Raw genomic sequence first — 25,513 nt, 5'->3', positions numbered from 1 at the left:
GTAGCCCCATTGATCATTTGTGTCGGTACATCAATTGGTTTTGCTTCTCCATCTACTAGGGCAGTATCACCATCTACAGGCAATTCGATTTCATAATCCTCTATGTAACAAATAACTGTGTTTGTTTCCTTTTCCCAATGAACATTTGCCCCCAAAGCTTCAAATAGTGGCCTCATAGGGACTAGTTGACGTCCTTCCACGCTGACAGGGGTGGGGTCAAAATTATAACCTTCGCCGTCAATTACAACTATTGTTTCTTGTCCTACTGACCATGTAGGAATTGCAATTAAGATTAATACTATTAAAATGGCCAACAGACTTCTTTTCACAGAATACCTCCCAAAATGTAATTAATTACTAGAAAAATATCAACAACAACTTATTTACTATTCGCCAAAACTAGCTAATATCCTTTTAAGCAAGTAGCAATTTTAATTCACTACTAATGCATTAGAACATTTTACTTTGACAATGCAAATTCTAATGTATATACTATAAATAAATTCATATGAACATATCAACACATGAGCATAATGACAGATGAAATATTTGCATCTTCATCACTTGGATAGAAAGTATTGATTCTATGAAATCTATGGAAGAGGGGATTATATGATAAAAAAAGATTTATGTGAGATTAATTGTATACACGTGGACATAGTTGAAAAGGTAAAAAAGAAAAACATTCCTAAAGAAGAGGCAAATGAGCTTGCAGAGATGTTTAAGCTTCTTAGCAATCCTACAAGAATCAAAATACTTCATGTTCTCTCTCAGTCGGAGATGTGTGTCTGTGACATTGTAGCAGTATTGGGATTAAACCAGTCAGCTGTTTCACATCAGCTTAGGTTGTTAAGAACAAGTAGATTAGTAAAGAATCGTCAAGAAGGTAAGGTGGTCTATTATTCTCTTGATGATGATCATATTGAAAAACTTTTTACAGCAGGCTTAGAGCACGTTAGGCATAACTAAGGTGTTTACTGAATTCTGGACCAAAAATTGGGGACATTCCTCAACCTTAGAGTAGAGCTTCAAAAGAGGTGTATCCCCGTAACTTAAACGAAGTGAGGTTTTCCATATGACTGCTAAAGATATTGCGGTAGAAGGTGTAAGTATAGAAAAAACAGCATTAAGGTTAAGTGGGTTAGACTGTGCTGATTGTGCGCGTAAGGTAGAAAAGGCTGTGGCTGAATATCCAGGAGTAACATTCGCCAAACTAAATTTTAGTGTTGGAAAAATAGTCATTGAACATCAGGTTAATGAAAATGAACTACTTAAGCTTATTGAAGGTCTAGGCTATGGGGCGGTATTGGATAACCCAGGTGAAAACAGAAAAACCTCTAGTAGCTGGTTTCATGATCTTCGTCTTGTATTAACGATTATTTCAGGAATCTTTATCTTAATTGCCCTTATAACTCAATACAGTTTAAAATTAGATGCGCTTAGTATGTATTTATATATTGCAGCCATATTTCTAGGTGGATTATTAATAGCTAGAAATGCTTTTAATTCGCTTAAGACATTAAATATGGATATGAATGTACTGATGACAATAGCTATAATTGGGGCAGCTGCAATTGGTGAATGGCTAGAAGGAGCAGCCGTAGTTTTTCTGTTTTCAGTTGGGAATACCTTACAGAACAGAACTATGGAAAAAACCAGAAGATCAATAAGTCAACTTATTGATCTGGCCCCTCAACAAGCTGTACTAATTAAGAATGGAAAAGAAGAGATAGTACCTATTTCTGAAGTGGTACCTGGGGATGTTGTTATAGTAAGACCCGGAGATAGAATTCCAGTTGATGGTACTATTAAAAAAGGCAGTACTGCTGTGGATCAGTCGCCAATAACTGGTGAGTCTTTGCTAATGGATAAGAGTGAAGGGAACCAGGTTTTTGCCGGGACAATAAATATAGATGGATATTTGGAAGTAGAGACAGAAAAAAGATCAACAGATAGCACCTTAGCTAAAATTATTCACCTGGTAGAGGAAGCACAAAATGAAAAGGCACCTGTTCAGCATCTTGTGGACAAATTCGCAAATTATTATACCCCTGTAGTTATCGTTGCTGCAACACTTCTTACAATTATACCCACATGGATATTGGGGCAGCCCTTTGAACAATGGTTTTATTCTAGTCTAGTACTATTGGTGATTGCTTGCCCATGTGCCCTTGTAATATCTACTCCAGTTTCTCTGATGGCTGCAATAGGTAATGCAGCTAGAAATGGGGTACTAATAAAAGGGGGAAATTTTCTTGAGTTAGTTGGTTCGTTAAAGGCAATTGCTCTAGATAAAACAGGTACCCTTACAAAGGGGCAGCCCAAAGTTAAAAAAATCTATTTACTATCAGGTAAGTCTGATGGACATTTATTAACCATTGCTGCATCACTTGAAAAGATGTCTAATCATCCTCTAGCTTCAGCTTTAGTTAACGAGGCTCAAAACAAGGGTCTTTTAGTACAAAAAGTAGATAATTTTAAACATTTAACAGGTAAAGGTGTTTCTGGTACAATAGACAACAATAATTACTATGCGGGAAGCATGAAACTTTTTAGGGAGATAATGGATCAAGATAAGTTAAGTGAATACAGTAAGCAAATAGAATCTAGTATTGAAGAAAAGTCAATTGTCATCGTAGGAACGCCTGAAAGGATAGAAGGGGTTATAACCTTTGAAGATAGTATCAGAGACGAGGCCAAGGTTACTGTAAGACAATTGAAGGAATTAGGCTTGAGTAACGTTATTATGCTAACTGGAGATAACCAGCAAACTTCTGGTCAAGTAGCCAAGGAAGTAGGTATAGACTATCAGGCTGAGCTTCTTCCTCAAGAAAAGCTTGATTATATAAAGAAAATGAAAAAAAGTGGAAAGGTTGCTATGGTGGGTGATGGTATTAATGATGCTCCTGCTTTGGCTGCCGCTGATATCGGTATAGCCATGGGAACCATAGGAACGGATACAGCAATTGAAACTGCTGATATTGCATTAATGGCAGATGATCTTAGCAAGGTGCCCTATGTTGTTAAACTTAGCAAAAGGACTACGACAATTATAAAAGAAAATATTATTTTTTCTCTAGTAATTAAAGCTGTATTTATTGGTCTTGCTCTTACAGGAAATGCAACTCTCTGGATGGCAATATTTGCCGATACAGGGGCAGCTCTTTTAGTGATAATAAATGGTATGCGACTTATGAAAAACTAGGAAGCTTTAGACAAGAAGCAGGCAATTTCTCCCATCAGTAAGAATATTAAAGCTAAACAAATTTAAACTGTGTTACAATTATAATGATATTAAAAAAGATTGCATTCAAGAAGTATTTAGTTGAGGTGTAAGAATGGACTTAAATATTTTGATGTGGGGTGCCCTAGCCATAGTATTAGCAGCTTCTACACAGGCTTTAGCAGGATTTGGCTTCGTGATGATGGCAGCACCGTTTTTAATTATCATTTTTGATCCCAAAACAGCTGTTGGTTTAACTTTAATTTTGTCGTTCTCGTCAGTAATTGTACTTCTTTACTCTTTTAAAAAAGATGTAAATTGGCAATTAGTTAAACAACTATTAAAGGGATCCTTAATTGGGCTTCCTTTAGGATTAATAGTTTTTTATACTATTACCGTTGACACGCTAAAGGCACTTGTTAGTATAGCTATTGTTGTAATAAGCTTGTTGAATTTAACAAACTATGAGGTTAATCTTGATAAAAGTCAGGAAAAATGGAAAGTAATAGTGGGTGGCATTTCAGGATTTTTATCAGGAAGTGTTGGAATGTCAGGTCCTCCAGTCATTTTATTGATGAATAATCTTGATATGAAGAAGGAAGAATTTCGAGCTACTATTTTAGGATACTTTGCTATTATGCATCCAGCAAGCTTTGTTCCCATGATACTCATGGGGGCTATACCTCTTGAAAATATTAGATATGCTATTGTCTTAGCTCCATTTATACTGGTTGGAATGTTCATAGGAAGGCAGCTGTTTAAAAAAGTTTCAGAGGAACTCTTTAAGAAAATTGTTTTAGTTCTTTTGATATTAGTAGCTACGTATTCGTTTATAAGAAGTTTCATATAAAAAACCACTTTCAATAAAATGGAAGTGGTTTTTTATATGGCTTATAGTAGCTGTTAATTTGCTCCTATCGATAATATCAAATAATTACAACTATAGGTAGAATATATGCAAAGGTTAAAAAGTCAACTGATAGAATTTAATATATATATAAGAAATTATAGAAATTAATATAATCAAAACTCGAAAAGAGAGGTGATGATAGGCGGCTTAGTATAACTTTAAGGTATGCAGACTAAATAAAGGAGGAGATTCTTTGAAAACTAGCACAATTCATACTGACGTTTTAATTATTGGAGGGGGTAGCGGTGGAATAATGTCCGCTCTTCGTGCCAAAGAAGTTAACCCCAACCAAAAAGTTGTAGTATTTGAAAAAAGTCACATGAAATATAGTGGATGTATCCCTCGTGGTATGGACGCTCTAAATATTGTAACAGTACCGGGAGTGGCTACTCCGGAAGACTATCTAGAAGATGCGGTACATGGATGTGACGGTATACTTGATGAAGCGCCCAGCTATGAAATGGCAAAGAGAAGCTGGGCACTAATGAATAAACTCATTGACTGGGGCGTATATTTCCCGAAATATGATGGTAAATATGAAGTGGTTAAAGCCCATGCTAAAAAAGGCTATACTGTTACAATGCAGGAACCAGACCTCAAGACTATTCTTTACGATCGCCTGATGCAAACAGACTGCATCGTTATCAATCGCACAATGGCACTACAGTTATTAGTAGTAGGTGGCAGGGTAGCTGGAGCTATAGGACTTAATGTACGTACAGGTGAAATTATCGTTTGTCATGCAAAGGCTGTAATAGTCTCTGCAGGTGGATGTGCAAGATTTGGCCTACCACCAAATGGTTATCTTTATGGTGTTTATGATTATCCTGCGAATACGGGTGACGGATACAATCTTGCTTATAGAGCAGGAGCAGAGCTAACCGGATTAGAATATACATTGCACTATTACATTATTAAAGATATAAGTTCGCCTCTTCTTTACATTACTTTAACCCGTGGTGCACAATTACTAAATGCTGTTGATAAGCGTATGGATTTAGGTCATCCATCAATTAAGTCAATAATTGCAGAACATGAAAAAGGTTTTGGATATGTACGTATAAGAATGAGTGATTTACCAGAGGAAAAGATCAAGAGTATTGAAGATATCTTATTTACGACAGAGAAACCGGCTTGTGAAAGATTCTTTAAAGGTAGAGATATTGATTTTAGGAATAAGGATATCGAATTAGGGCCAACGGAAACCTATTTATGTGGTGGACATGGTATTACAGGAGTTGTAGTCAATGAAAAGGCAGAAGCATCAATGCCTGGACTGTATGCTGCTGGTGACGTTGCAAACGTGGGACGTGGTCATTTATCCGGAGCATTTGTCTTTGGCGAGATAGCAGCAGAAAGTGCGACTGAATTTGCTGCTTCTATCAAAAAAGATGAAAAGTGTGATACAGAAAGCTATCTGCAAAAGATTCATGGAAAAATTGATAAGTGGCAAAATTGCAAAGGCGAGGTCTCAATTGAAGAATTTGAGTTCAAAACTCGTAGGATGATTGGTGAATACTTGCCATCACCAAAAAATGAGTACAAACTGAAACGCGGAATTGAAAGTATGGATGTGCTAAATAAAGAGTTATTTGAGATTGTAAATATTAACAGAGTGCATGACCTGGTAAAGGCTTTTGAAGTAGAAAGCATAATATCATGTGGAGTATTATCTGCAACTGCTTCCATTGAACGTAAGGAAAGCAGATGGGGGGACTGGCATAAACGATCCGATTATCCTGATAGAGATGAAGAAAACTTCCGTAAGCTTATAATAGTTAAGAAGGATGAGAATAGTGATAACCCTATTACAACTCTCCGGGAACCAATAAAAATGGCTGATAAACAATCTAAATCTGAGGGGAGGGCATAAATCGTGAGTAATATAATAGAAGGATTATCTCAAAATGTAATGGTTGATAAGGAAAAATGTATTTATTGCGGTACATGTGCAGAGGTTTGCATAATGGATAATATCCGCTTGAAGCTAGCTCCTTGCTCTAAGGCGTGCCCCCTAGGATTAAACTGCCAGGGTTATGCTCAGCTAATCGTCCGTGGAGAAGAGAAGAAGGCTTTAGAGGTCATATATGAAAAGCTACCATTTCCAGGCATCCTAGGTCGAGTTTGTCATCACCCATGTGAGTCAGAATGCACACGCAATGATATAGACAATCATGGATTAGCCCTAAGAGGTCTAAAAAGATATCTTGCTGATACCAAGCAGGATGAAGTATCAATTAATTGCAAGCTGAATGAAGAAAAGACTGAAAAGGTTGCAATTATTGGTGGAGGCCCAGCGGGAATGATGGCTGCGTATGAACTTAGAAAGAAAGGGTACCAAACGCATATCTATGAAGCTGGAAAGCGCCTAGGCGGTATGATGACTAGCTGTATCCCAGAGTTTAAATTACCTGGTAATGTTGTGCAATGGGAAGCAAAGATATTAGATGAGATAGGTGTAAAAGTATTTTATAACACTACTGTAGGGCAAGATGTAACCTTCGAAGGGATAATGGAAGATTATGATGCAGTAATTATAGCAGTAGGAATGCAGTTAGATAAAAAACTAGGGATGGATGGGGAACAAGCAGAGAATGTTTATAATGCTCTAGATTTCTTAAGCCAAGCGAAGGCATCACAGAAAGACTTAACTGTAGGTAAGAGAACGCTAATTATAGGAGGTGGAAATACAGCTATTAATGCTGCTCAGACAGCATATAGGCTAGGTGCAGAGGAAATTCGGATAGTTAGTTTAGAAGATCGCAAGAGTATGCCTGCTTATAAATGGGAAATCTCAGATGTCATGGAAGATGGGATCATTATTGAAAATGGTTGGGGTCCAAGTAAATTCTATATTGAAGATAATAAAGTAACTGGAATAGAATTTAAGCGCTGCCTAGAGGTATTGGATAAGGAAGGCAGATTTGATCCCCAGTTTTGTGAAGGCGAAACTACAATGTTTTCCGCTGATACAGTAATAATTGCTATAGGAAATGAAAGTGATTTGCAGTTAGTATCTGATAGTATAGTGGAAGTAAATGGAACCTGTATTAGCATAGACCCTATTACTAAGCAAACTAATCTAGAGAAGGTTTTTGCAGCGGGTGATGTAACGCCTGGGTTAAAAACTATTGTTGATGCTATGGCACAAGGTCGAGAGGCTGCAGAATCTGTATATCGCTATTTTGAAGAGATACCATTAGATTATGCTAGAGATCGTTTAAGTGGTTGCGAAGTAGATTTTAAAGTTGATACCTCAGAGGCGAAAGCAATTCCTCCTGTTAGAATAGGCAAGTTAGAAGGCGATGAACGTCGCAGCTTTAAGGAAACAGAACTCTGCATGAGTAAGGAACAGGCTGATTTGGAGGCCAAACGCTGTATATCCTGTGGTGAAGCACATGGGAAATTCCGTACCTGCTGGTCTTGCTTACCATGTGAAGTTGAGTGTCCTCAAGAAGCAATACATGTAAAGATACCTTATCTAATGAGGTAAGGCTGAAAAGTTATTTTTGGTGCATTATGAACTGTATCTTTAGTCCATAATGCCTTTACCAAAATAAATAGTAGGGGAGAGGTAATAAATGAAAAGAATTCACTTAGGTTTATGCTTGTTGCTTATTGCTATGTTTTTTGTTGGGTTGGTTGGTTGTAGTGCTGCTGATAATAGTAATAATGATCCCGCAGAAGATGTTGAAACCCCAGAACTTGAAAAAGAAGTTATTGAGCTAAAATTAGGGCACCATGCTGCTGAAAATCAGCCATTTCATCAGGGTGCAGTAAAATTTGCAGAATTAGTAAGTGAACGAACAGATGGTGACGTTGAAATTACTGTATATCCAAATAATACATTAGGTTCTTCTCGAGATCTAATTGAAGGGATGCAAATTGGAACTGTTGACCTGACGCTAAGTCCGACTACAAATATGGCTGTATTTTATAATACTCTAGATTTGTTTTACCTACCATTTATTTTCAACAACCGCGAGCATGTTTATAAGGTCGCTGATGGACCAATTGGTCAAGAAATTTATGATGGTTTACAGGCTAAGACTGGATTTATAACCCTGGGAATGTTTGAAAGCGGTTTTAGAACATTTACAAACTCGGTTCGTGAAATTCGAACTCCTGATGATATGAAGGGTTTAAAGATGCGCGTGCCAGACAGCCCACTAAATGTTGATACCTTTGAGGCCTTGGGTACTATTGCAACACCAATCTCTTTTGGTGAATTATTTACTGCTTTACAGCAGGGTACAGTTGACGGACAGGATAATCCCATTGGTAATGTTTATGCCGGATCTTTTTATGAAGTTAATCCATATCTGACATTGTCTGGTCATCAATATGCCGGGATAATGCTGATGATAAGTGGTATAGCTTGGAATAAGGTTCCTAGTGAATACCATCAAATTATTGAAGAGTGTGCTGCGGAAGCTGTTGAGTGGCAGCGAGCATTAGCACAGGAAAAAGAAGGAGAGTTCTTAGAAATAATGATTGATAAAGGCTTAAAAGTGACAGAACTTACACCTGAAGAACAGAAGCTATTCCAAGAAGCTATGGAACCTGTCTGGGAAAAATATGCACCTCAAATTGGTGAGGAGCTAGTAGAAAAGGCAAGTACAGCTGGTCAATAAAGTATTAAGGGGGCTGCCGGGGGTTTTTCTCCGGCAGTTAAGCTATCCGAAAGAAGGTGAAATGGTTGACAAAATTATTAGATGGTTTATATTCAACAATTAAATATATCTGCATAGTTGTTTTTGGTGTTTCAGTATTACTTGGAATAGCTCAAGTACTAAGTAGATATGTTTTTGGCTTTTCCTTTCCAACTTCTGAAGAGATTAATCGGTTCTTGTTTGTTTGGGTAGTTATGCTAGGTTCTGCTTTGGTTATGAGAGATAAATCGCATGCAGCAATCACAATTGTTGTTATGTATGTACCTGAATTTTTAAGCAGGATATTTAGGAGTTTTGTTTATATTGTCAGCGTTGGTTTCTTAGGTTTGTTAGTCTATCAGGGATGGAAAATGACAATAATAACCCATATCCAACCTGCTGCAGCTAGTGGTATACCAATGAGTTACGCATATTTTGCTATTCCCACAGGAGCATTTTTCATGCTAATTTTTGCTCTTGAAATGTGCTATAAAGAATTTTTTGGTAATAGTGAAAACTTTATTGGGGAGGGGAGTAGCTAGTGATTTCAGCAATTCTGTTTGTATCCTTAATAGTACTATTATTTTCAAGTGTCCCTGTAGCAATTGCAATCGGCTCTTCTTCGCTATTAGTGGCTTGGGTATCTGATATACCTTTAATGGTAATTGCCCAAAGAATTTTTACTACAAATGATTCCTTTCCTTTAATGGCAATTCCCTTCTTTATGGTAGCTGGGGCAGTTATGACAAAAGGTGGGGTTTCTCAGAGATTAGTAAATTTCGCTAGTGCATTGGTAGGTGCTCTTACTGGAGGATTGGCCATGGTAGTGCTAGTAGGGTGTGCGTTTTTTGCTGCCATCTCCGGTTCATCTGCAGCTACAGTAGCCGCAATTGGTGCAATCATGATACCAACTATGGAAAAGCGTGGCTACGCTAGACATTTCTCTGCTGGAGTAACTGCTTCTGGAGGAGCGTTAGGAATGATAATTCCTCCTAGTATAGTCATGATTATTTATGGTGTTGCAGCTGAAGTTTCAATTGTCTCTCTTTTCCTAGGAGGGTTTATTCCTGGCATATTTATGATGGCAGCTATGATGGCCGTTGTTTATTATTATAGTAAGAAAGAAGGATATGCTGGAACAGAGAAATTTAGTGGAAGAGCTGTATGGGTAACTTTCAAAGAAAGTTTTTGGGGTTTACTAATGCCAGTAATAATCTTGGGTGGTATTTATGGTGGTATATTTACTCCAACTGAAGCTGCTGCTGTTGGAGCTGCTTATGGGTTTATTATTTCACTATTTGTTTATAAAGATATGGAATTTTCTCAAATACCAGATGTTTTACTTGGTGCTGTGAAGGCTACTGCAATTGTAATGTTCATAATGAATTCAGCGGGTTTATTCGGCTGGATACTGGTTAATCATCAAATACCTCAGACAATTGCTACTGCACTTACAAGTCTAACAACTAATCCAAATACACTTTTATTAATGCTAGTAGGAGTTATGCTTATTGTGGGTACATTTATGAATGCTGCACCAGCTATGGTCATCTTAGCACCTATTTTAGTTCCTGTCGTTGTAGCAGTAGGCATAGACCCAATATATTTTGGCGTTTTAATGACAATAGCACTAACTATCGGTGTTGTAACTCCACCGGTAGGTGTTGATTTATTTGTCTCATCCTCGATTGCAAATATTCCTATTGAAAAAGTAGCAAGAGCAGCCTTTCCATTTATTGTGGCTATGATTATTTGTGTTGTATTAATGATATATTTCCCACAAATTATCATGTTCTTACCAAAGCTTGTACAAGGAATATAGAAAATTTTTATAAAAAAAATTAGTAAGGAAAATGAGCGGCCTAGGAGTTGTTGGTTCAACTCCTAGGACTTAATTTTAAAAAATGAGCATTATCTTTAATAACCTACAATTTACAAATACTGAATAATCACTTATTTCCTAAATTTGCACAAGCAAATCAATAGGGTCTTTATGAAAATTGGCAGGAATAATTATTATAAATATAGAATAAAACAGTAAGTGCTTATTGCACAATAGGAAGGTGTATCGTATGGATCAGAAAGATTCAGTAGATTTACAAGCACTTGAAGAAATGCTAATAGACCTTTCAAATATGTGGGGAATTAATTTTCAACTGTATAATTCCCAAAGTGATTTGTTAATTAAAGGGGATAACACTCCTTTTTTTTTCAACAACAGAGATAAACTTAATGTCAACTCTGGGACCTATATAGTTGATAATCTACTAAGCAGATCCTATGAATCAAAGAGCGTAATTATTATTTGTGATACTCAAGGACTTTTAATTACTATGCCTATTTTTTTGCAAGATAGATTGATCGGTGGGGCACTTCTTCACTTAGAAGAGTTTAAGGATATTCACTACGAAAGGACCATGCCATACGAGAAAATTGATGTAAAAGAATGGTTACAGGAAATTACAAATGACCATTTTATTGGAAAAAACTTGTTTCAATTCTTGGATTTGTTTATAAAACAAAGCTTTAATTATTATAGGGTTCTAGATAGAATTTATAAGCATGAACAGGAATTAAACACACTTGAAACCAAAATAAAGCAAACGGAAATTGAATTAGCACAGTTTGAAATCCAAAGTCTAGAAAAACAAATAAAACCTCACTTTTTATTCAATACACTTAATTTAGTAGCAAGATTAATATACCTTGAAAAAAGTGCAGAATCCTTAGAAGTTGTATATGCTTTATCAAAATTACTAAGATATTCCATGGAAAAGAAAGAGTTGGTAAGAGTTAGAGACGAGCTACAGTACGTTAAAAACTATTTGTTTATTCAAAAAAATCGTTATGATGATCAATTAAACTACCAATTAGATATATCACAGAATATTATGGGAGGGCTTATTCCTGCATTAGCACTTCAACCCCTAGTAGAGAATTCTATAAAACATGGGTTAGAACCAAAAGGGGGAGGATTGATTAAAATTATTGGTAGATTAGAGGATCAAAAGCTCATATTGAAAGTTATTGACGATGGAATTGGGTTTGCACAAAACAATGTGAATAGCTCCCAAACAACCAAGAAATCTGAGGAGTCTACGGGAACAGGTCTAAATAATATTGAGAAGCGTATTAAGTTTTATTGTGGAGAAGATTATGGTCTTAATATCTGCTCTGAACCTAATAAACAGACAGAGGTAACAATTAGTATTCCTTTTGTATCAGATATAGAAGATGATTATGTTCCCGTCTTTTGGTTTGACAAATGATTGGCGGTGAGAGTTATGAAATTGTTAATTGCTGAAGACGAAAAAATAGAAAGAGAAGCATTAAAACAAATTTTTGCTAGTGAACCGCTAGGTATTCAAATAGTTGGAGAAGCTACCAATGGTTTACAAGCAGTTGAACTAAACTCTACCCTACAGCCAGATGCGATATTGATGGATATTAGAATGGGAATTATGGATGGACTTAAAGCAACAGAACATATAAAAAAGGATAACAAGGAAGTTGAAGTGATTATCCTTACCGCTTTTGGGCTATTTGAATATTCTCAGCAGGCCTTAAGATGTTCTGTGTTTGACTATTTATTAAAACCGGTAGAGATAAATGATTTGCTTAATACATTTCAAAGACTAAAAGAACATATAAGATTAAAAAAGGAAAAGAATGATAATAATCCATCAAGTAATCTGTTTAACTTGTGGGCAAATGAAAAAGATCACAAAAACAAAAATGTAGCATTTAATGATGAGAGAATTGAAGAAGCAATTGGATATATAATGGTAAATTTGGATAAGCAAGTTACATTAGAATCCATTGCAGATCTAGTTCACACGAGCCCAGGTTATTTGAGTAGATTATTCAAGAGCACCACAGGGGTATCTCTTAGTAGTTTTATTATAGAGGCAAGAATTGAAAAAGCTAAGTTTCTCCTTTTGCATGAAAATGATAAAGGTCTGAAAGCGATTGCGAAAGAGGTAGGGTTTAGTACAGTTCAGCATTTTTGTAATACTTTTAAACGTATTGAAAAGGTAAGCCCTGCAAATTTCAGGTCAGCTAGAGGGGCGGTTTAATTAAATGGGGTTTTCAGTTAAAAGACTTAAAACGGATGTGCTAATTATCGGTGGTGGGAGTGCTGGTTCTATGGCAGGTATCTCCTTGAAACAAGCTAACCCTAATCTTGATGTGTGTATTATGGAAAAAGGAAATACTAAGAGAAGCGGTTCTATTACTATGGGAATGGATGCATTAAACGTTGTAGTTGTACCCGGCATATCAACACCTGATGAGTACGTGGACATGATAAAGCACAAATGCTGGGGCATTGTTGATGAAGCACCCAGCTATAGATTGGCAGAAAAGAGTTATGATGCTTTAAGATTATTAGAAGAATGGGGAGTATTTTTTCCAAAAAATGACAATGGGCAATATTCATTAATGACTATTGATGATAGAGGCAAGTTCTGTGTGGGGATGGATGAACCGGATTTAAAGGTGATATTGGAGAGAAAAATTCGTGCACTAAAAGTCTCCGTGCTTAATAAAACTATGGCTTTAAGACTTGTAGTTGTAAATGGAATAGTGATTGGGGCCATGGGCTTAAACATTGTTGATGGTAATTTAATTGTTTGTGAGGCAAAGTCTGTAATTCTTGCCAACGGTTCTGCAGCTAGATTTGGTCTTCCAAATACAGGGTATTTATATGGAACTTTTGATTTTCCAGGTAATTCTGGAGACGGTTTTTCAATGGCATATAAAGCTGGAGCTAAAATAACTGGTATGGAATATACCTTGAAATACCCATTGGTAAAAGATTTGAACATTCCGCTATTATATATTGTTATTACTCGAGGGGCCAGGGTGGTTGACTTAAAGGGAAATATCCTAGTTAATGAAAATAATCTATCAGTACATCGTTTAATAGAACAACTTGAAAACAATGATGGACCGGCTTTTCTCCAAACTGATCATCTTTCTAAGGGTATGGTTAAAGAAATTGAAAATATTCTATTTAGCACAGAAAGACCAATGCAAAGGCGTTTTTGGGAATTAAAAAATATTAAACTTGGGCGTGACCTAATAGAATTAAACCTTACAGAAGCTCAATTATGTGGTGGACACGGATTGTCTGGTATTGTAACAGATAAATCTGCTCGCACAAGTATTAAAGGACTTTTTGCAGCAGGAGATGTTAGTTCCGTTCCCATGCAGCACTTAAGTGGGGCTTTTGTATATGGTAGGATTGCTGCGGAGAGTGCCTTGGAGTATGTAAAAACATCTAACACAAAGGTTTCAGATAAATACTTTGATGAATGTATGAATGGTGTGATTAAGCAATTGAATATCTTTATGAGTCCGAAAACGGATAGAATTTGTTACATGGACTTTGAATATAAGTTACGCAGAATTATTAATGAATATTTGTTATCACCAAAAAATTCGTATTCCCTAACAAAAGGATTAAATACAATATTAGAATTAAGAGAACAATTACCCAAGTATTTACATGTTAATGATTGTCATGGATTAGGAAAAGCAGTAGAGTTGGAGTTCATACTAGATTGTGCTCAAATGTCAGCAATAGCATCTTTGACTCGTGAAGAAAGCAGATGGGGAAGTATACACAGACGTACTGACTTCCCTGATACAGATAATGAGAATTGGTTAAAACATATTGATCTACAAGTGGGAAATAACCACCATGGGGTCAAGGTTTCGCTTAGGGAAATTCAAAAGGGGGGATAGGCGTGAACACTTTTTCAATTAAAGTTACTGAAGAATGTAATGGTTGTGGAATATGTGTGGACTTGTGCCCTTTGGATTGTTTACGCCTTGGGGAAGATAATAAACCTTTTTTAAAATATAAAGAATGCTGGTATTGTGGCACTTGTGAAGTTGAGTGTCCTTTATCTTGTCTGAAAATTTATTTTCCTTTTTTAATTTTTTGAAAGAGTAAAGCAAGAAACTGCCAATGCATTTCCCGTATTTATGAAATTTAATGAAATGTGCTATAATATGTTAAGCTTTCCATAATGAATGCAAAAGGCAGGTGACTGTTTAAAGATATGAAACCCTTTAAAGTTGTTTCAGGGTATTCACCAAAGGGAGATCAGCCCAAGGCAATTGAGCAGTTGGCTGATGGGATACAGGGAAATTTAAAAAATCAAATTCTACTTGGGGCTACAGGTACTGGAAAAACATATACCATGGCAAAGGTAATAGAAAAAGTGCAAAAGCCAACTCTTGTTATGGCCCATAATAAGATTCTAGCTGCCCAACTCTGTAGCGAGTTTAGGGATTTCTTTCCAGAGAATAGTGTTGAATATTTTGTTAGTTATTATGATTACTATCAGCCTGAGGCATATATTCCTCATACAGATACCTATATAGAAAAGGATAGCTCCTTAAATGATGAAATAGATAAAATGAGGCACTCAGCAACAAGTGCTCTTTTTGAAAGAAATGATGTTATTATTGTTGCTAGTGTGTCTTGCATATACGGACTTGGTTCTCCCGTTGACTATAGAAACCTTGTCCTTTCTTTGCGTGAGGGTGTGGAATATGATAGGGATAAAATATTAAGGAAACTGGTGGATATTCAGTACGATAGAAATGATTATGATTTTCATAGGGGTACCTTTAGAGTTCGTGGAGATGTAATAGAAATATTTCCGGCATCTTTTACGGAAAAGGCTATCAGGGTTGAAATGTTTGGAGATGAGATTGAAAGAATTCTTGAAATAGATACCTTTACAGGAGAAGTTATTTCTCAAAGAAATCATATATCAATTTTTCCTGCTAGTCACTATGTGATTGAAGAGGACAAGTTAAAAGTAGCAATTATGAATATTGAACAAGAGCTTGATGAAAGACTCAAGGAATTGAAGGACAACAATAAGCTTGTAGAGGCTCAAAGACTGGAACAAAGGACACGGTACGATCTGGAGATGCTACAGGAAATAGGCTTCTGCTCAGGCATCGAAAATTACTCAAGACATTTAATAGGAAAAGCTCCTGGAGAGCCACCCTTTACTTTAATTGATTACTTTCCAGAAGATTTTCTGCTTGTAATTGATGAATCCCATGTTTCAGTTCCTCAGATAGGTGGCATGTATAAAGGTGATCATTCTCGCAAGCAGAATCTTGTTGAGCACGGATTTAGGCTGCCATCTGCTTTAGATAATAGGCCGTTGAAGTTTGCTGAGTTCGAAAAAAAGATTAATCAAATTGTGTTTGTATCAGCTACGCCAGGTCCCTATGAATTAGAAAGGACCCAGCAAACAGTTGAACAGATAATTAGGCCAACAGGTCTTGTAGACCCAATGATTTCTATAAGGCCAATAAAAGGACAGATGGATAATCTATATACTGAAATTCAAAAAAGAGTCAGTAAAAATCAAAGGACTCTAGTTACAACACTAACAAAAAGAATGGCAGAAGATCTAACAGATTACTTCAAGGAGCTGGGCGTAAAGGTTAGATATATGCATTCAGATATTGATACAATTGAGAGAATGGAAATAATCAGGGATTTGCGTTTAGGAGAATTTGACGTCCTTGTGGGCATAAACCTACTAAGGGAAGGATTGGATTTACCAGAAGTATCTCTTGTAGTAATATTAGATGCTGATAAAGAGGGCTTTTTACGCTCTGATAGAGCACTTATTCAGACCATGGGTAGAGCTGCTAGAAACATTGATGGTCAAGTTATCATGTATGCAGATAAAATCACAGGTTCTATGGAAAGAGCCATAGGTGAAACAGAAAGAAGAAGAAATATCCAGTTAGAATTTAATGAGAAACATCATATAACTCCTGAAACAGTCAAAAAAGAAGTCAGGAAAGTCTTGGAAGCTTCTAGGGTTGCAGAAGAAAAGACAGATTACCTATCCAAACAGAAAATCAATAAAATGGCAAAACATGAAATAAAGGATTTAATAAACCAAATGGAGAAGGAAATGAAAGTTGCTGCTTCCAAGTTAGAATTTGAAAGGGCTGCTCAGTTAAGGGATATTATTGTGGATTTACAGAAACAAATTGGAATTTAAGGAGCAGAAATTGGGGTATGGCCCCATATATTATGAATATATTAAATTATTTGGAGGTATTACATAATGAAAGCGATTTTTACATTTACATCTGCAGAATCAAAAAGGTTGTTAGCAAAATCAGTCGCCGTTTTGCCGGCCGTTCAGCACGCTTTAAAAGAAGCAATGGTAATAATAGCAGGAGGCACCACAAATGCTTTTGTCCTGGAAGAGTTAACAGGTGAAAAAGTTGATAAAGCCAAGTATACTGCTGGCATAATAACTAGAGGTAGACAATGTGTAACTCCTGTAAAGGAACGGTTAGCTCCGGTTGTTTTAGTTAATGGTGAAAAAAGTCAAATGAATTGGGTGGAAGCGGCTGAGAAAATGGATGCAAATGACGTATTTATTAAAGGCGGAAATGCAATTGATAATCATGGAACTGTAGGGGTTTTAGTAGCTGATCCATTCGCAGGAACTATAGGTAAGGCATTACCCATTGTAGCTGCCAGGGGTAGTCACCTCATTATGCCAGTTGGCCTTGAAAAAATGATTCCTGATGTAAATTTAGCTGCTAATGTAGCAGGAAGTAAGACATTTGACAAGTCAATTGGAATGCCCGTTGGTCTTATGCCTGTCACTTACGGTTTGCCAATTACTGAAATAGAAGCACTACAAATCCTTGCTGAAGTTGATGCATACTGTATTGGTGCTGGCGGGGTTGGAGGGTCGGAAGGTTCTGTAGTTATGGTAGTAGAAGGTGAAGAGCAGGAAGTAGAGAAAATAATGGAGATAGTTAAAAAGATAAAAGGGGAGCCTGCTGTAGCAGCCTTAAAACAAAAATGCTCCGAGTGTGGGGCACAGTGCTCCGTTATGGAAAAATAAGGATAATACAAAAAAGTGGCGCTTTTTAAAATGAGCGTCACTTTTTTTGGAACCATAGCAGGAAGCATAGGCGGTTCTTTTGCTTCCTTTGTCCTTAAGCTATTTCAATTCCATATTCTTATCCTTATCCTTATCGGCTAGTGTATCTTCACTTAACTCCTGTCTTTCATCTAATTCTTGTTCAACATCTTCTGCAACCATCTTTCGAAGAACAGGGGCATTGGTTCTTGTCATCCACCTCCATATGCTTGTGCTAAAGATGAGTATTAAAACAACAAATGTTAGGAAATAAATATTCATAGGTTAAAAGTCTCCTTTTTTAACTTTAACAACGCAGAATACATCTCCAAAAAACTTAAAGTTAAATTTATTATCTAAAAGTTCATCTAAAAATATACACAAAAGTCTGGGTCATTGACCCAGACTAATTTCTTCCAAATGTTTTTCTAGTGCTTACACTTTAAATCTTTTAACAGTATCTTCAAGCTTCTTGGATAGCACAGCTAGTTGTGTTGCTGCAGAGGTTACCTCTTGTACACTTGCTGTTTGTTCTTCAGTAGTAGCTGATACCTCCTCTAAGCCAGCCGAACTTTCCTGCGTTATTGCAGATATATTATTCACCGACTCAATAATTTGATTGCTATCAGAATTTATTTTAACTGCAATGGTCTCAACCTCTTTTATATATGACACAAGGGTATTAACTTCATTAAAGATATTATTAAATTGTTTTCCGGACTGGTTAACTATTTGAGTTCCGCTTGTTACTTCTTTAGTGCTTTCCTGCATAGCCATTACTGCTGCATCTGTTTCTTTGTGGATTCTTTCTACTATAGTTGCTATTTCTCCAGCTGCATCATTTGACTGCTCCGCTAGCTTTCTAACTTCTTCAGCAACTACTGCGAATCCTCTACCGTGATCCCCTGCCCTTGCAGCTTCAATGGCTGCGTTTAAGGCAAGCAAATTGGTTTGTTCAGCAATCGTAGTTATAATTTCAACAAAATTGCTGATTTGTTTGGAATGCTCTTTTAAATCTGTTACAGAAACTGCAGAAGTATTTACGCGAACACTTATTGCCTCCATTTGTAAAACCATTTCTCCCATAATCTCCTTTCCACTATGGGCTTCCTTGATAACTGTTTCTGCACCCAGAGCCATCTGTTCTGATTTATCATTAACTAAACTAATACTGTCAGCTGTTGTGTTAATGAAATCTACTGCTGCTGTAACTAGGCTTTGTTGTTCTTGAGAACCTTGAGCTAGTTCTGATACTGTCGCAGCAACCTGGGATGAAGACTGACTGGTCTCCTCAGCATTACTGGCCAATTGAGAACTATTAGTTCCAACCTCTTCTGCTATTTCTAATATACCCTTAATCAGAGTTCGAAGATTATCTTGCATATTTTTAAAAGCTGCAGTAAACTTTGCGATTTCTCCTTTGCCCTTTTGCTCAGAGAACTCTGCTGTAAGATCTCCATTAGCAATTTGATTACTTAAAGCTATCATGTTTTTTAGAGGCTTAGAGATAGAGGAATATAAAACTAGTGATATTATAAGTACTAATATAACAACTATTCCAAGACCTAAAAGAGAATAAGTATTGCTTTCATTAATTATATCAATTATTGCTAAATTGCTAAGTGTGTAGTCTGATTGTGCTTGCAAATTAAGATTATTAATGGTTGATTCTAAATCTCTCATTATTGTTCTAGCTGAGTCAATTGCATAAACCATTACTAATTCATTTTCTTCATGGTATGCTGGCAGAAGGTTGTTTTCAAAAAGGTCAGACATATTTTTAAAAATGTCTTCAATTATATCAAGCTTACCCCACTGGTCCTCATCTATCCTACCTTTTATAGAGTTGATTGTAGAATTAAACTTCATTTCTGATGATCTAAAGCTTGTTTCAGCTTCTAAATTATTAAATACATATAGTTCTGTAAAGCAATTATATGCCTCTTTGTTGGCAATAGCTAACTCATTTATCTGTCTGCTTAATACTGTTTTTTGATTAAGATCCCCTAAATTTCTATCAATGACCTGCAATTGGCTGTAATTAAAAGCAGATGCAGCGATAAAAACCATTATAATAAATAGAAAGGATATGATCAATTTACCTTTAATAGACATTTGATTTTTAGATTTATTGTTTTGTTTTTTTCTAGTTTCCTTTTCCAATTTCGTGCCCCTTTCTGACAGCGTTTGTTTGTAAAACAATTGTACAGTATCCCATTTCGCCAAATTTTGCTAAAATCCTGCATGTTTTTAACAGTTCTTACCAAATATCTCAGAAGACAATTTGATTTAAATAGTGTGTGATATATACGACATACAACAATTTGTGAGATTATTGCCTGCCATAAAAACTAGTGTTATAATCTTAAGTGAAAATAATAATAGTTACTAATTAGGAAGAAAATATTGTAAAAAATATTACTAATTAGCTACTAAATATCAAAAGTGGTGTAAAATAATCATCAAGACTAGAAAATGGCGGTGCATATACATGGCAAAAGATAGACTAATCGTAAAAGGCGCAAGGGTGCATAACTTAAAAAACATAGATGTAGAGATACCAAGGGATAAATTTGTAGTTATTACTGGACTTAGTGGTTCCGGTAAGTCTTCTTTGGCTTTTGATACCATCTATGCAGAAGGACAAAGACGATATGTGGAGTCTCTTTCTGCTTATGCTAGGCAGTTTTTGGGGCAGATGGATAAACCAGATGTTGACTATATAGAAGGCTTATCTCCAGCTATTTCTATAGATCAGAAAACTACAAGCAGGAATCCTCGGAGTACTGTGGGAACTGTTACTGAAATATATGACTACTTAAGGCTGTTATTTGCCAGAGTAGGAAAGGTCCACTGTCCCAAATGTGGAAAACCAATAACACAGCAGACAGTTAGTCAGATGGTAGATCAGCTAATGGTTTTACCGCAGAAGACCAAGATACAGGTTTTGGCTCCTTTGGTAAGAGGTCGCAAGGGCGAGCATCAGAAATTGCTAGAGGAAGTTAGGAAAAATGGTTTTGCAAGGGTAAGGGTAAATGGTGAAATTCTAAACCTAGCTGATGATGAAATTAATTTAGAAAAAAATAAAAAACATTCTATTGAAGTAGTAGTTGATAGGATTGCTATAAAAGATGGAGTAGAATCTCGATTAGCAGAATCCATAGAAACCTCTTTGAAGCTTGCTGAAGGAATAGTAAAAGTTGATGTTATAGATGGCGAAGAACTTACATTTAGTGAACAATTTGCTTGTATGGATTGTGGTATAAGTCTTGAAGAAGTCAACCCAAGGACATTTTCATTTAATAGTCCGTTTGGTGCTTGTCAAAGCTGTAGCGGACTTGGTTTTAAAAATGAGGTTGACCCAGATATGATAATACCAGATATGAGCAAATCCATTGCTAAGGGTGCTATAGTACCCTGGAGTAAATCTACTAGCAACTATTATCCTCAGATGCTCGAAAGTCTAGCAGAACATTTTGGCTTTTCAATTCATACACCCTTTAATGAATTATCACAGGAACAAATGGATGTTGTTTTATATGGAAACAAGGGTATAAAGATAATGTTTAAATATAGAAATCGCTTTGGTACACACAAGACCTATTATTCTAGTTTTGAAGGTGTTGTTCCTAACCTGGAAAGACGATACAAGGAGTCACAATCTGATTGGGTAAGGACAGAAATAGAAGAATATATGAGTACAAGCTTTTGTCCAACTTGTAAAGGTGCAAGGTTGAGAAAAGAAGCGTTATCAGTTTTAATTGGGGATAAAAATATCTATGAGTTTACCCAATTATCAATTTCTGACGCATTAGAGTTTTTAAAAAGAATAGATTTTACCCATAGAGAAAGAATTATTGCCCACCAAGTTATTAAAGAGATCCAGGAAAGACTTTCCTTTATGGTTAATGTCGGACTGGATTACCTAACTCTTAATAGGGCAGCAGGAAGTCTGTCAGGTGGAGAAGCCCAAAGAATTAGACTTGCAACACAAATAGGTTCAAGTCTTGTGGGAGTTTTATATATTCTTGATGAACCGAGTATAGGACTTCACCAAAAGGATAATGAAAGACTCTTAAAAACCCTTAAACATTTAAGGGATTTAGGGAATACTTTAATAGTTGTAGAACATGATGAAGAAACCATTCGTACAGCTGACTATATCTTAGATATAGGTCCTGGAGCAGGTGCCCATGGAGGAAGGGTGGTTGCAGCGGGTACAATTGATGATATTATGAAATCTCCTGAATCTATTACTGGCCAGTACTTAAATGGTATAAAAAAAATTGAGATACCTCTTGCTAGGAGAACAGGAAATGGGAAACGCATTAAAATCAAAGGTGCTGAAGAGAATAATCTTAAGAAAATAGATGTGGAAGTTCCACTAGGTATCTTTACCTGTGTAACAGGAGTTTCTGGTAGCGGAAAGAGTACTTTAATCAATGAGATATTATATAAAAAGCTAGTAGGTGATCTCCATCACACAAAAAATAGACCAGGGAAGTTTAAAGAAATAACAGGTATAGAACATCTTGACAAGGTGATTGATATTGATCAATCACCAATAGGAAGGACACCACGCTCAAACCCTGCAACTTATACAGGAGTTTTTGATGGTATTAGGGATATATATTCTCAAACCTCAGACTCCCGAGCAAGGGGATACAAGCCAGGTCGTTTTAGTTTCAACGTAAAGGGTGGTAGGTGTGAAGCTTGTAAGGGTGATGGAATAATTAAGATTGAAATGCATTTTCTTCCAGACGTTTATGTGCCTTGCGAAGTTTGTAAGGGGAAAAGATATAACAGGGAGACTCTTGAAATAAAGTTTAAGGGGAAAACTATCTCAGATGTTTTGGCAATGACAGTAGATGAAGCAGCAGAGTTTTTTGTTAATCTACCTAAGATATATAGGAAGCTAAAGACAATGCTCGATGTGGGATTAGGATATATTAGACTGGGGCAGCCTGCAACAACTCTCTCAGGGGGTGAAGCTCAAAGGATAAAACTAGCAACAGAATTAAGCAGGCGAAGTAATGGTAAAACAATGTATATCTTGGATGAGCCTACTACAGGTCTTCACATTGCGGATATTGCCAAGCTTCTAAATGTTCTTCAAAAACTTACAGACAATGGTGATACAGTACTTGTTATTGAGCACAACCTTGATGTTATAAAGACGGCTGATTATATCATAGACCTTGGACCTGATGGGGGAGATAAAGGTGGTTTGGTTATTGCCACAGGAACCCCGGAGGAAGTTGCTCAGGTTAAGACCTCCTATACAGGTCAGTATCTGACAAAGGTTTTGGAGGTGTATGATGACGGTATCAGAGGACAAGCTAAAGCGGTTACCGGATAAACCCGGAGTTTATCTAATGCTTTCTGAAGAAGGAACTATAATTTATGTAGGTAAGGCTTCTTCATTGAGGAGCCGTGTGCGAAGCTACTTTAGGGATAGTAGTGCTTCGGCAAAGGTTACAGCTTTAGTACGCCATATTAAAGATATAGACTATATTGTTACTGATACAGAAGTGGAAGCTTTAATACTAGAGTGTAATTTAATAAAAAAGCACAGGCCTAAGTATAATGTGGTTTTAAAGGATGATAAAACTTATCCTTATATAAAGGTTACTTTGGGTGAAACATATCCGAGGATAATAATCACACGCAGGGTAAAGAAAGATGGGGCAAAGTATTACGGTCCATACACTAGTGCTGGGTCAATGCATGAAACTATTAAGCTTCTCCGAAAGCTTTTTCCCATACGTACCTGTAAAAATTTTGAAAAGCAGCAAAGGGCTTGTTTGAATCAGCATATAAAAAGATGTTTAGCTCCTTGTGTGGGAAATGTTTCAGAAAAGGACTATCAGGAAATGATAAATGAGATAATACTTTTTCTTGAAGGGAAACAGGAAAGGGTTATCAAAAACCTTCATTATAAAATGAAAAAAGCTGCAGAAAACCTTGAATATGAAAAGGCAGCTGAGTTAAGAGATCAAATCAAGGCAGTAGAAAAAGTCCTTGAGAAACAGAAGATTGATAATTCCGTTGAAGAGGATCAGGATGTTATAGCCTTTGCTAGGGGAAATAATGAAGTGTGTATTCAGGTGTTTTTTATACGTAACGGTAAGGTTGTGGGTAGAGAACATTTTTTCCTAGACGGTACAGATAGTCTGAGTAGAAGCGAAGTAATGACGGTTTTTATAAAGCAGTATTACAGCAGGGTTGTTGACATACCAAAGAAAATACTTCTTCAGGAGCATGTTGAGGATAAGGATGTAATAGAACAATGGCTTAAAGAAAAAGGCAATGCTAGAGTTGTAATTCAAATGCCACAAATAGGAGATAAGCTTAAGCTTATTGAATTGGTAGCAAGAAATGCCCTCCTGCTTCTAGAAGAGGCTCAGTTATCAAGGCAAAAAAAGAAAATGGCTGATGAAGGAGCTCTCGTGCAGTTAATGGAGTACCTTAGCCTGTCGTCCTTACCAATTAGAATAGAGTGCTATGATATATCAAATACTCAGGGTACAAATACAGTAGGGTCAATGGTGGTTTTTGAAAGAGGTAAGCCTCTGTCAAATGAGTACAGGAGATTTAAAATTAATACTGTTGAGGGCCCTAATGATTATGCATCGCTTCAGGAAATGCTTTATCGTAGATTTAAAAGAGGTGCAGATTCTGCTGGATTACCTGATCTAGTAATAATTGATGGTGGCAAAGGGCAATTGAGTGCTGCTAGAGATGTAATGAAGCTCCTAGGATTTTCTAAGATACCAACTTTTGGTGTTGCAAAAAAGGAAGAACTTCTTTTTACAGAGATAAGCCAAGAGCCAATCAGGCTTCCTGAGAATTCCGAAGCACTTTATTTGGTGCAGAGAATTAGAGATGAAGCCCATCGCTTTGCTATTACCTATCACAGGCAGTTGAGAAGTAAGGAAGGTTTTCGTTCACAGTTGGATGAGATTCCTGGAATAGGTCCTAAAAGAAAAAAGGCCCTCTTAAATAAATTTGGCACCATGGAAAATATAAGGGCAGCAAGTCTAGAAGAATTAGAGCAGGTAGAAGGAATGAATAAAAAATCTGCCCTGCAGGTATATGATTATCTATGCAGGTGAAAGCAGAAGGCAGAATACAGGCACTCATGAAAATGTTATAATTCGCTCACCTGGAATTAAATTTTAGCAATTCTAGGATTTATTCTCAGCAAAAAAGCCTATGTTTTGCAAACTCGCTTCGCTCAAACAAGCAAATCATTACACCTTTTTTGCCTTCATAAACCAACAATTGCAAAAAAATTTAATAATGGTTCGCTCCATATGACATTCTCCTATAAATTGGGGACATTCCTCAACTCTATGGCTAGACAACATAATTGGGGACATTCCTGTCCGCAGGTGTGTCCCCATACCTTAACTGGTGTGTCCCCTTTCCTTAGAACTTGTTATGGCTTAGGCGGATTAACATACTGTTATTCTTGGCGGGTGCAAAGCTTACAAAGGGTGCTTGAGTCTTAAAGATGAAGTCATTATCAAAGTCCATGTATAAGAAATCATCATCACTAACAAGCTTAAGACTTTGGGATTTAAAAGAAAAATAAGTCTGGGGTGTAGCAATAGTAATTGCCAGAGGTTTTTCAAAGGTATAAGTTAGTTTATTTTCTTTATATGAGATATTTAATTCCTTTAGGGACTGTTCTAAAAGATTTTTATAGTACACTTAGAGAACCTCCTTCTTGTATTTTAAATTATTTTACCACATAATTCCTCTTTTATTCAAGAAGCAAGAAGCGTCCTCT

At 36.4% G+C, this 25,513-nt stretch carries 17 protein-coding genes and 1 pseudogene; 16 read left to right on the top strand and 2 right to left on the bottom strand.

Annotation, left to right across the window (positions count from 1 at the left end):
- Positions 1-612 precede the first annotated feature (612 nt).
- The 14 genes and pseudogenes from APF76_11635 (at position 613) to APF76_11570 (ending at position 17,700) form a co-directional block, all read left to right on the top strand.
- Positions 613-969, top strand: a complete 357-nt coding sequence (locus APF76_11635) for an ArsR family transcriptional regulator (protein ID KUO50352.1) — start codon at positions 613-615, stop codon at positions 967-969.
- A 106-nt stretch (positions 970-1,075) separates the two neighbouring features.
- Positions 1,076-3,205, top strand: a complete 2,130-nt coding sequence (locus APF76_11630; protein KUO50351.1) for a hypothetical protein — start codon at positions 1,076-1,078, stop codon at positions 3,203-3,205.
- Between the two features lie 133 nt (positions 3,206-3,338).
- The gene (locus tag APF76_11625; GenBank protein KUO50350.1) at positions 3,339-4,073 is read left to right on the top strand and encodes a hypothetical protein; all 735 of its coding nucleotides are present in this window, start codon (positions 3,339-3,341) and stop codon (positions 4,071-4,073) included.
- 253 nt (positions 4,074-4,326) lie between these two features.
- Positions 4,327-5,937, top strand: a pseudogene (locus tag APF76_11620).
- A gap of 72 nt (positions 5,938-6,009) precedes the next feature.
- Complete coding sequence (locus APF76_11615) at positions 6,010-7,626, top strand: hypothetical protein (GenBank protein KUO50349.1); 1,617 nt, start codon at positions 6,010-6,012, stop codon at positions 7,624-7,626.
- A gap of 88 nt (positions 7,627-7,714) precedes the next feature.
- On the top strand, positions 7,715-8,767 hold the full coding sequence (locus APF76_11610; protein KUO50348.1) for a hypothetical protein: 1,053 nt from the start codon (positions 7,715-7,717) through the stop codon (positions 8,765-8,767).
- A 65-nt stretch (positions 8,768-8,832) separates the two neighbouring features.
- Entirely contained in the window at positions 8,833-9,327 is a 495-nt protein-coding gene (locus APF76_11605; protein KUO50347.1) for a hypothetical protein, read from the top strand.
- 2 nt (positions 9,328-9,329) lie between these two features.
- Complete coding sequence (locus APF76_11600) at positions 9,330-10,607, top strand: C4-dicarboxylate ABC transporter permease (protein ID KUO50389.1); 1,278 nt, start codon at positions 9,330-9,332, stop codon at positions 10,605-10,607.
- 250 nt (positions 10,608-10,857) lie between these two features.
- On the top strand, positions 10,858-12,054 hold the full coding sequence (locus APF76_11595; GenBank protein KUO50346.1) for a hypothetical protein: 1,197 nt from the start codon (positions 10,858-10,860) through the stop codon (positions 12,052-12,054).
- Positions 12,055-12,069: 15 nt separating this feature from the next.
- The gene (locus APF76_11590; GenBank protein KUO50345.1) at positions 12,070-12,861 is read left to right on the top strand and encodes a hypothetical protein; all 792 of its coding nucleotides are present in this window, start codon (positions 12,070-12,072) and stop codon (positions 12,859-12,861) included.
- Between the two features lie 4 nt (positions 12,862-12,865).
- Positions 12,866-14,533: a hypothetical protein gene (locus tag APF76_11585; GenBank protein KUO50344.1), complete on the top strand. Its 1,668-nt coding sequence runs from the start codon at positions 12,866-12,868 to the stop codon at positions 14,531-14,533.
- A 2-nt stretch (positions 14,534-14,535) separates the two neighbouring features.
- Positions 14,536-14,736 (top strand): hypothetical protein, encoded by a 201-nt coding sequence (locus APF76_11580; GenBank protein KUO50343.1) that lies wholly within the window; start codon positions 14,536-14,538, stop codon positions 14,734-14,736.
- A gap of 117 nt (positions 14,737-14,853) precedes the next feature.
- Complete coding sequence (locus APF76_11575; GenBank protein KUO50342.1) at positions 14,854-16,836, top strand: excinuclease ABC subunit B; 1,983 nt, start codon at positions 14,854-14,856, stop codon at positions 16,834-16,836.
- A 66-nt stretch (positions 16,837-16,902) separates the two neighbouring features.
- Positions 16,903-17,700, top strand: a complete 798-nt coding sequence (locus APF76_11570; GenBank protein KUO50341.1) for a hypothetical protein — start codon at positions 16,903-16,905, stop codon at positions 17,698-17,700.
- Between the two features lie 453 nt (positions 17,701-18,153).
- On the opposite strand, the gene APF76_11565 is transcribed toward APF76_11570, so the two are convergent.
- Entirely contained in the window at positions 18,154-19,881 is a 1,728-nt protein-coding gene (locus APF76_11565; GenBank protein KUO50340.1) for a hypothetical protein, read from the bottom strand.
- Between the two features lie 328 nt (positions 19,882-20,209).
- Between APF76_11565 and APF76_11560 the strand changes: the two genes are divergently transcribed.
- Complete coding sequence (locus APF76_11560) at positions 20,210-23,077, top strand: ABC-ATPase UvrA (protein ID KUO50339.1); 2,868 nt, start codon at positions 20,210-20,212, stop codon at positions 23,075-23,077.
- Positions 23,037-24,833, top strand: a complete 1,797-nt coding sequence (locus APF76_11555; protein ID KUO50338.1) for an excinuclease ABC subunit C — start codon at positions 23,037-23,039, stop codon at positions 24,831-24,833. Before APF76_11560 ends, APF76_11555 begins: the two co-directional genes overlap by 41 nt.
- A gap of 316 nt (positions 24,834-25,149) precedes the next feature.
- Here APF76_11555 and APF76_11550 read toward each other — a convergent pair whose 3' ends face one another.
- Positions 25,150-25,434, bottom strand: coding sequence for a hypothetical protein (locus tag APF76_11550; protein ID KUO50337.1), 285 nt, complete (start codon positions 25,432-25,434; stop codon positions 25,150-25,152).
- Between the last annotated feature and the right edge of the window lie 79 nt (positions 25,435-25,513).

Origin of the sequence: Desulfitibacter sp. BRH_c19 (assembly GCA_001515945.1) — a bacterium.
Classification (GTDB): Bacteria; Bacillota; DSM-16504; order Desulfitibacterales; family Desulfitibacteraceae; genus Desulfitibacter.
Note: the sequence above shows the minus strand (reverse complement) of the source record. Positions and strands in the feature narration are given on the sequence as shown.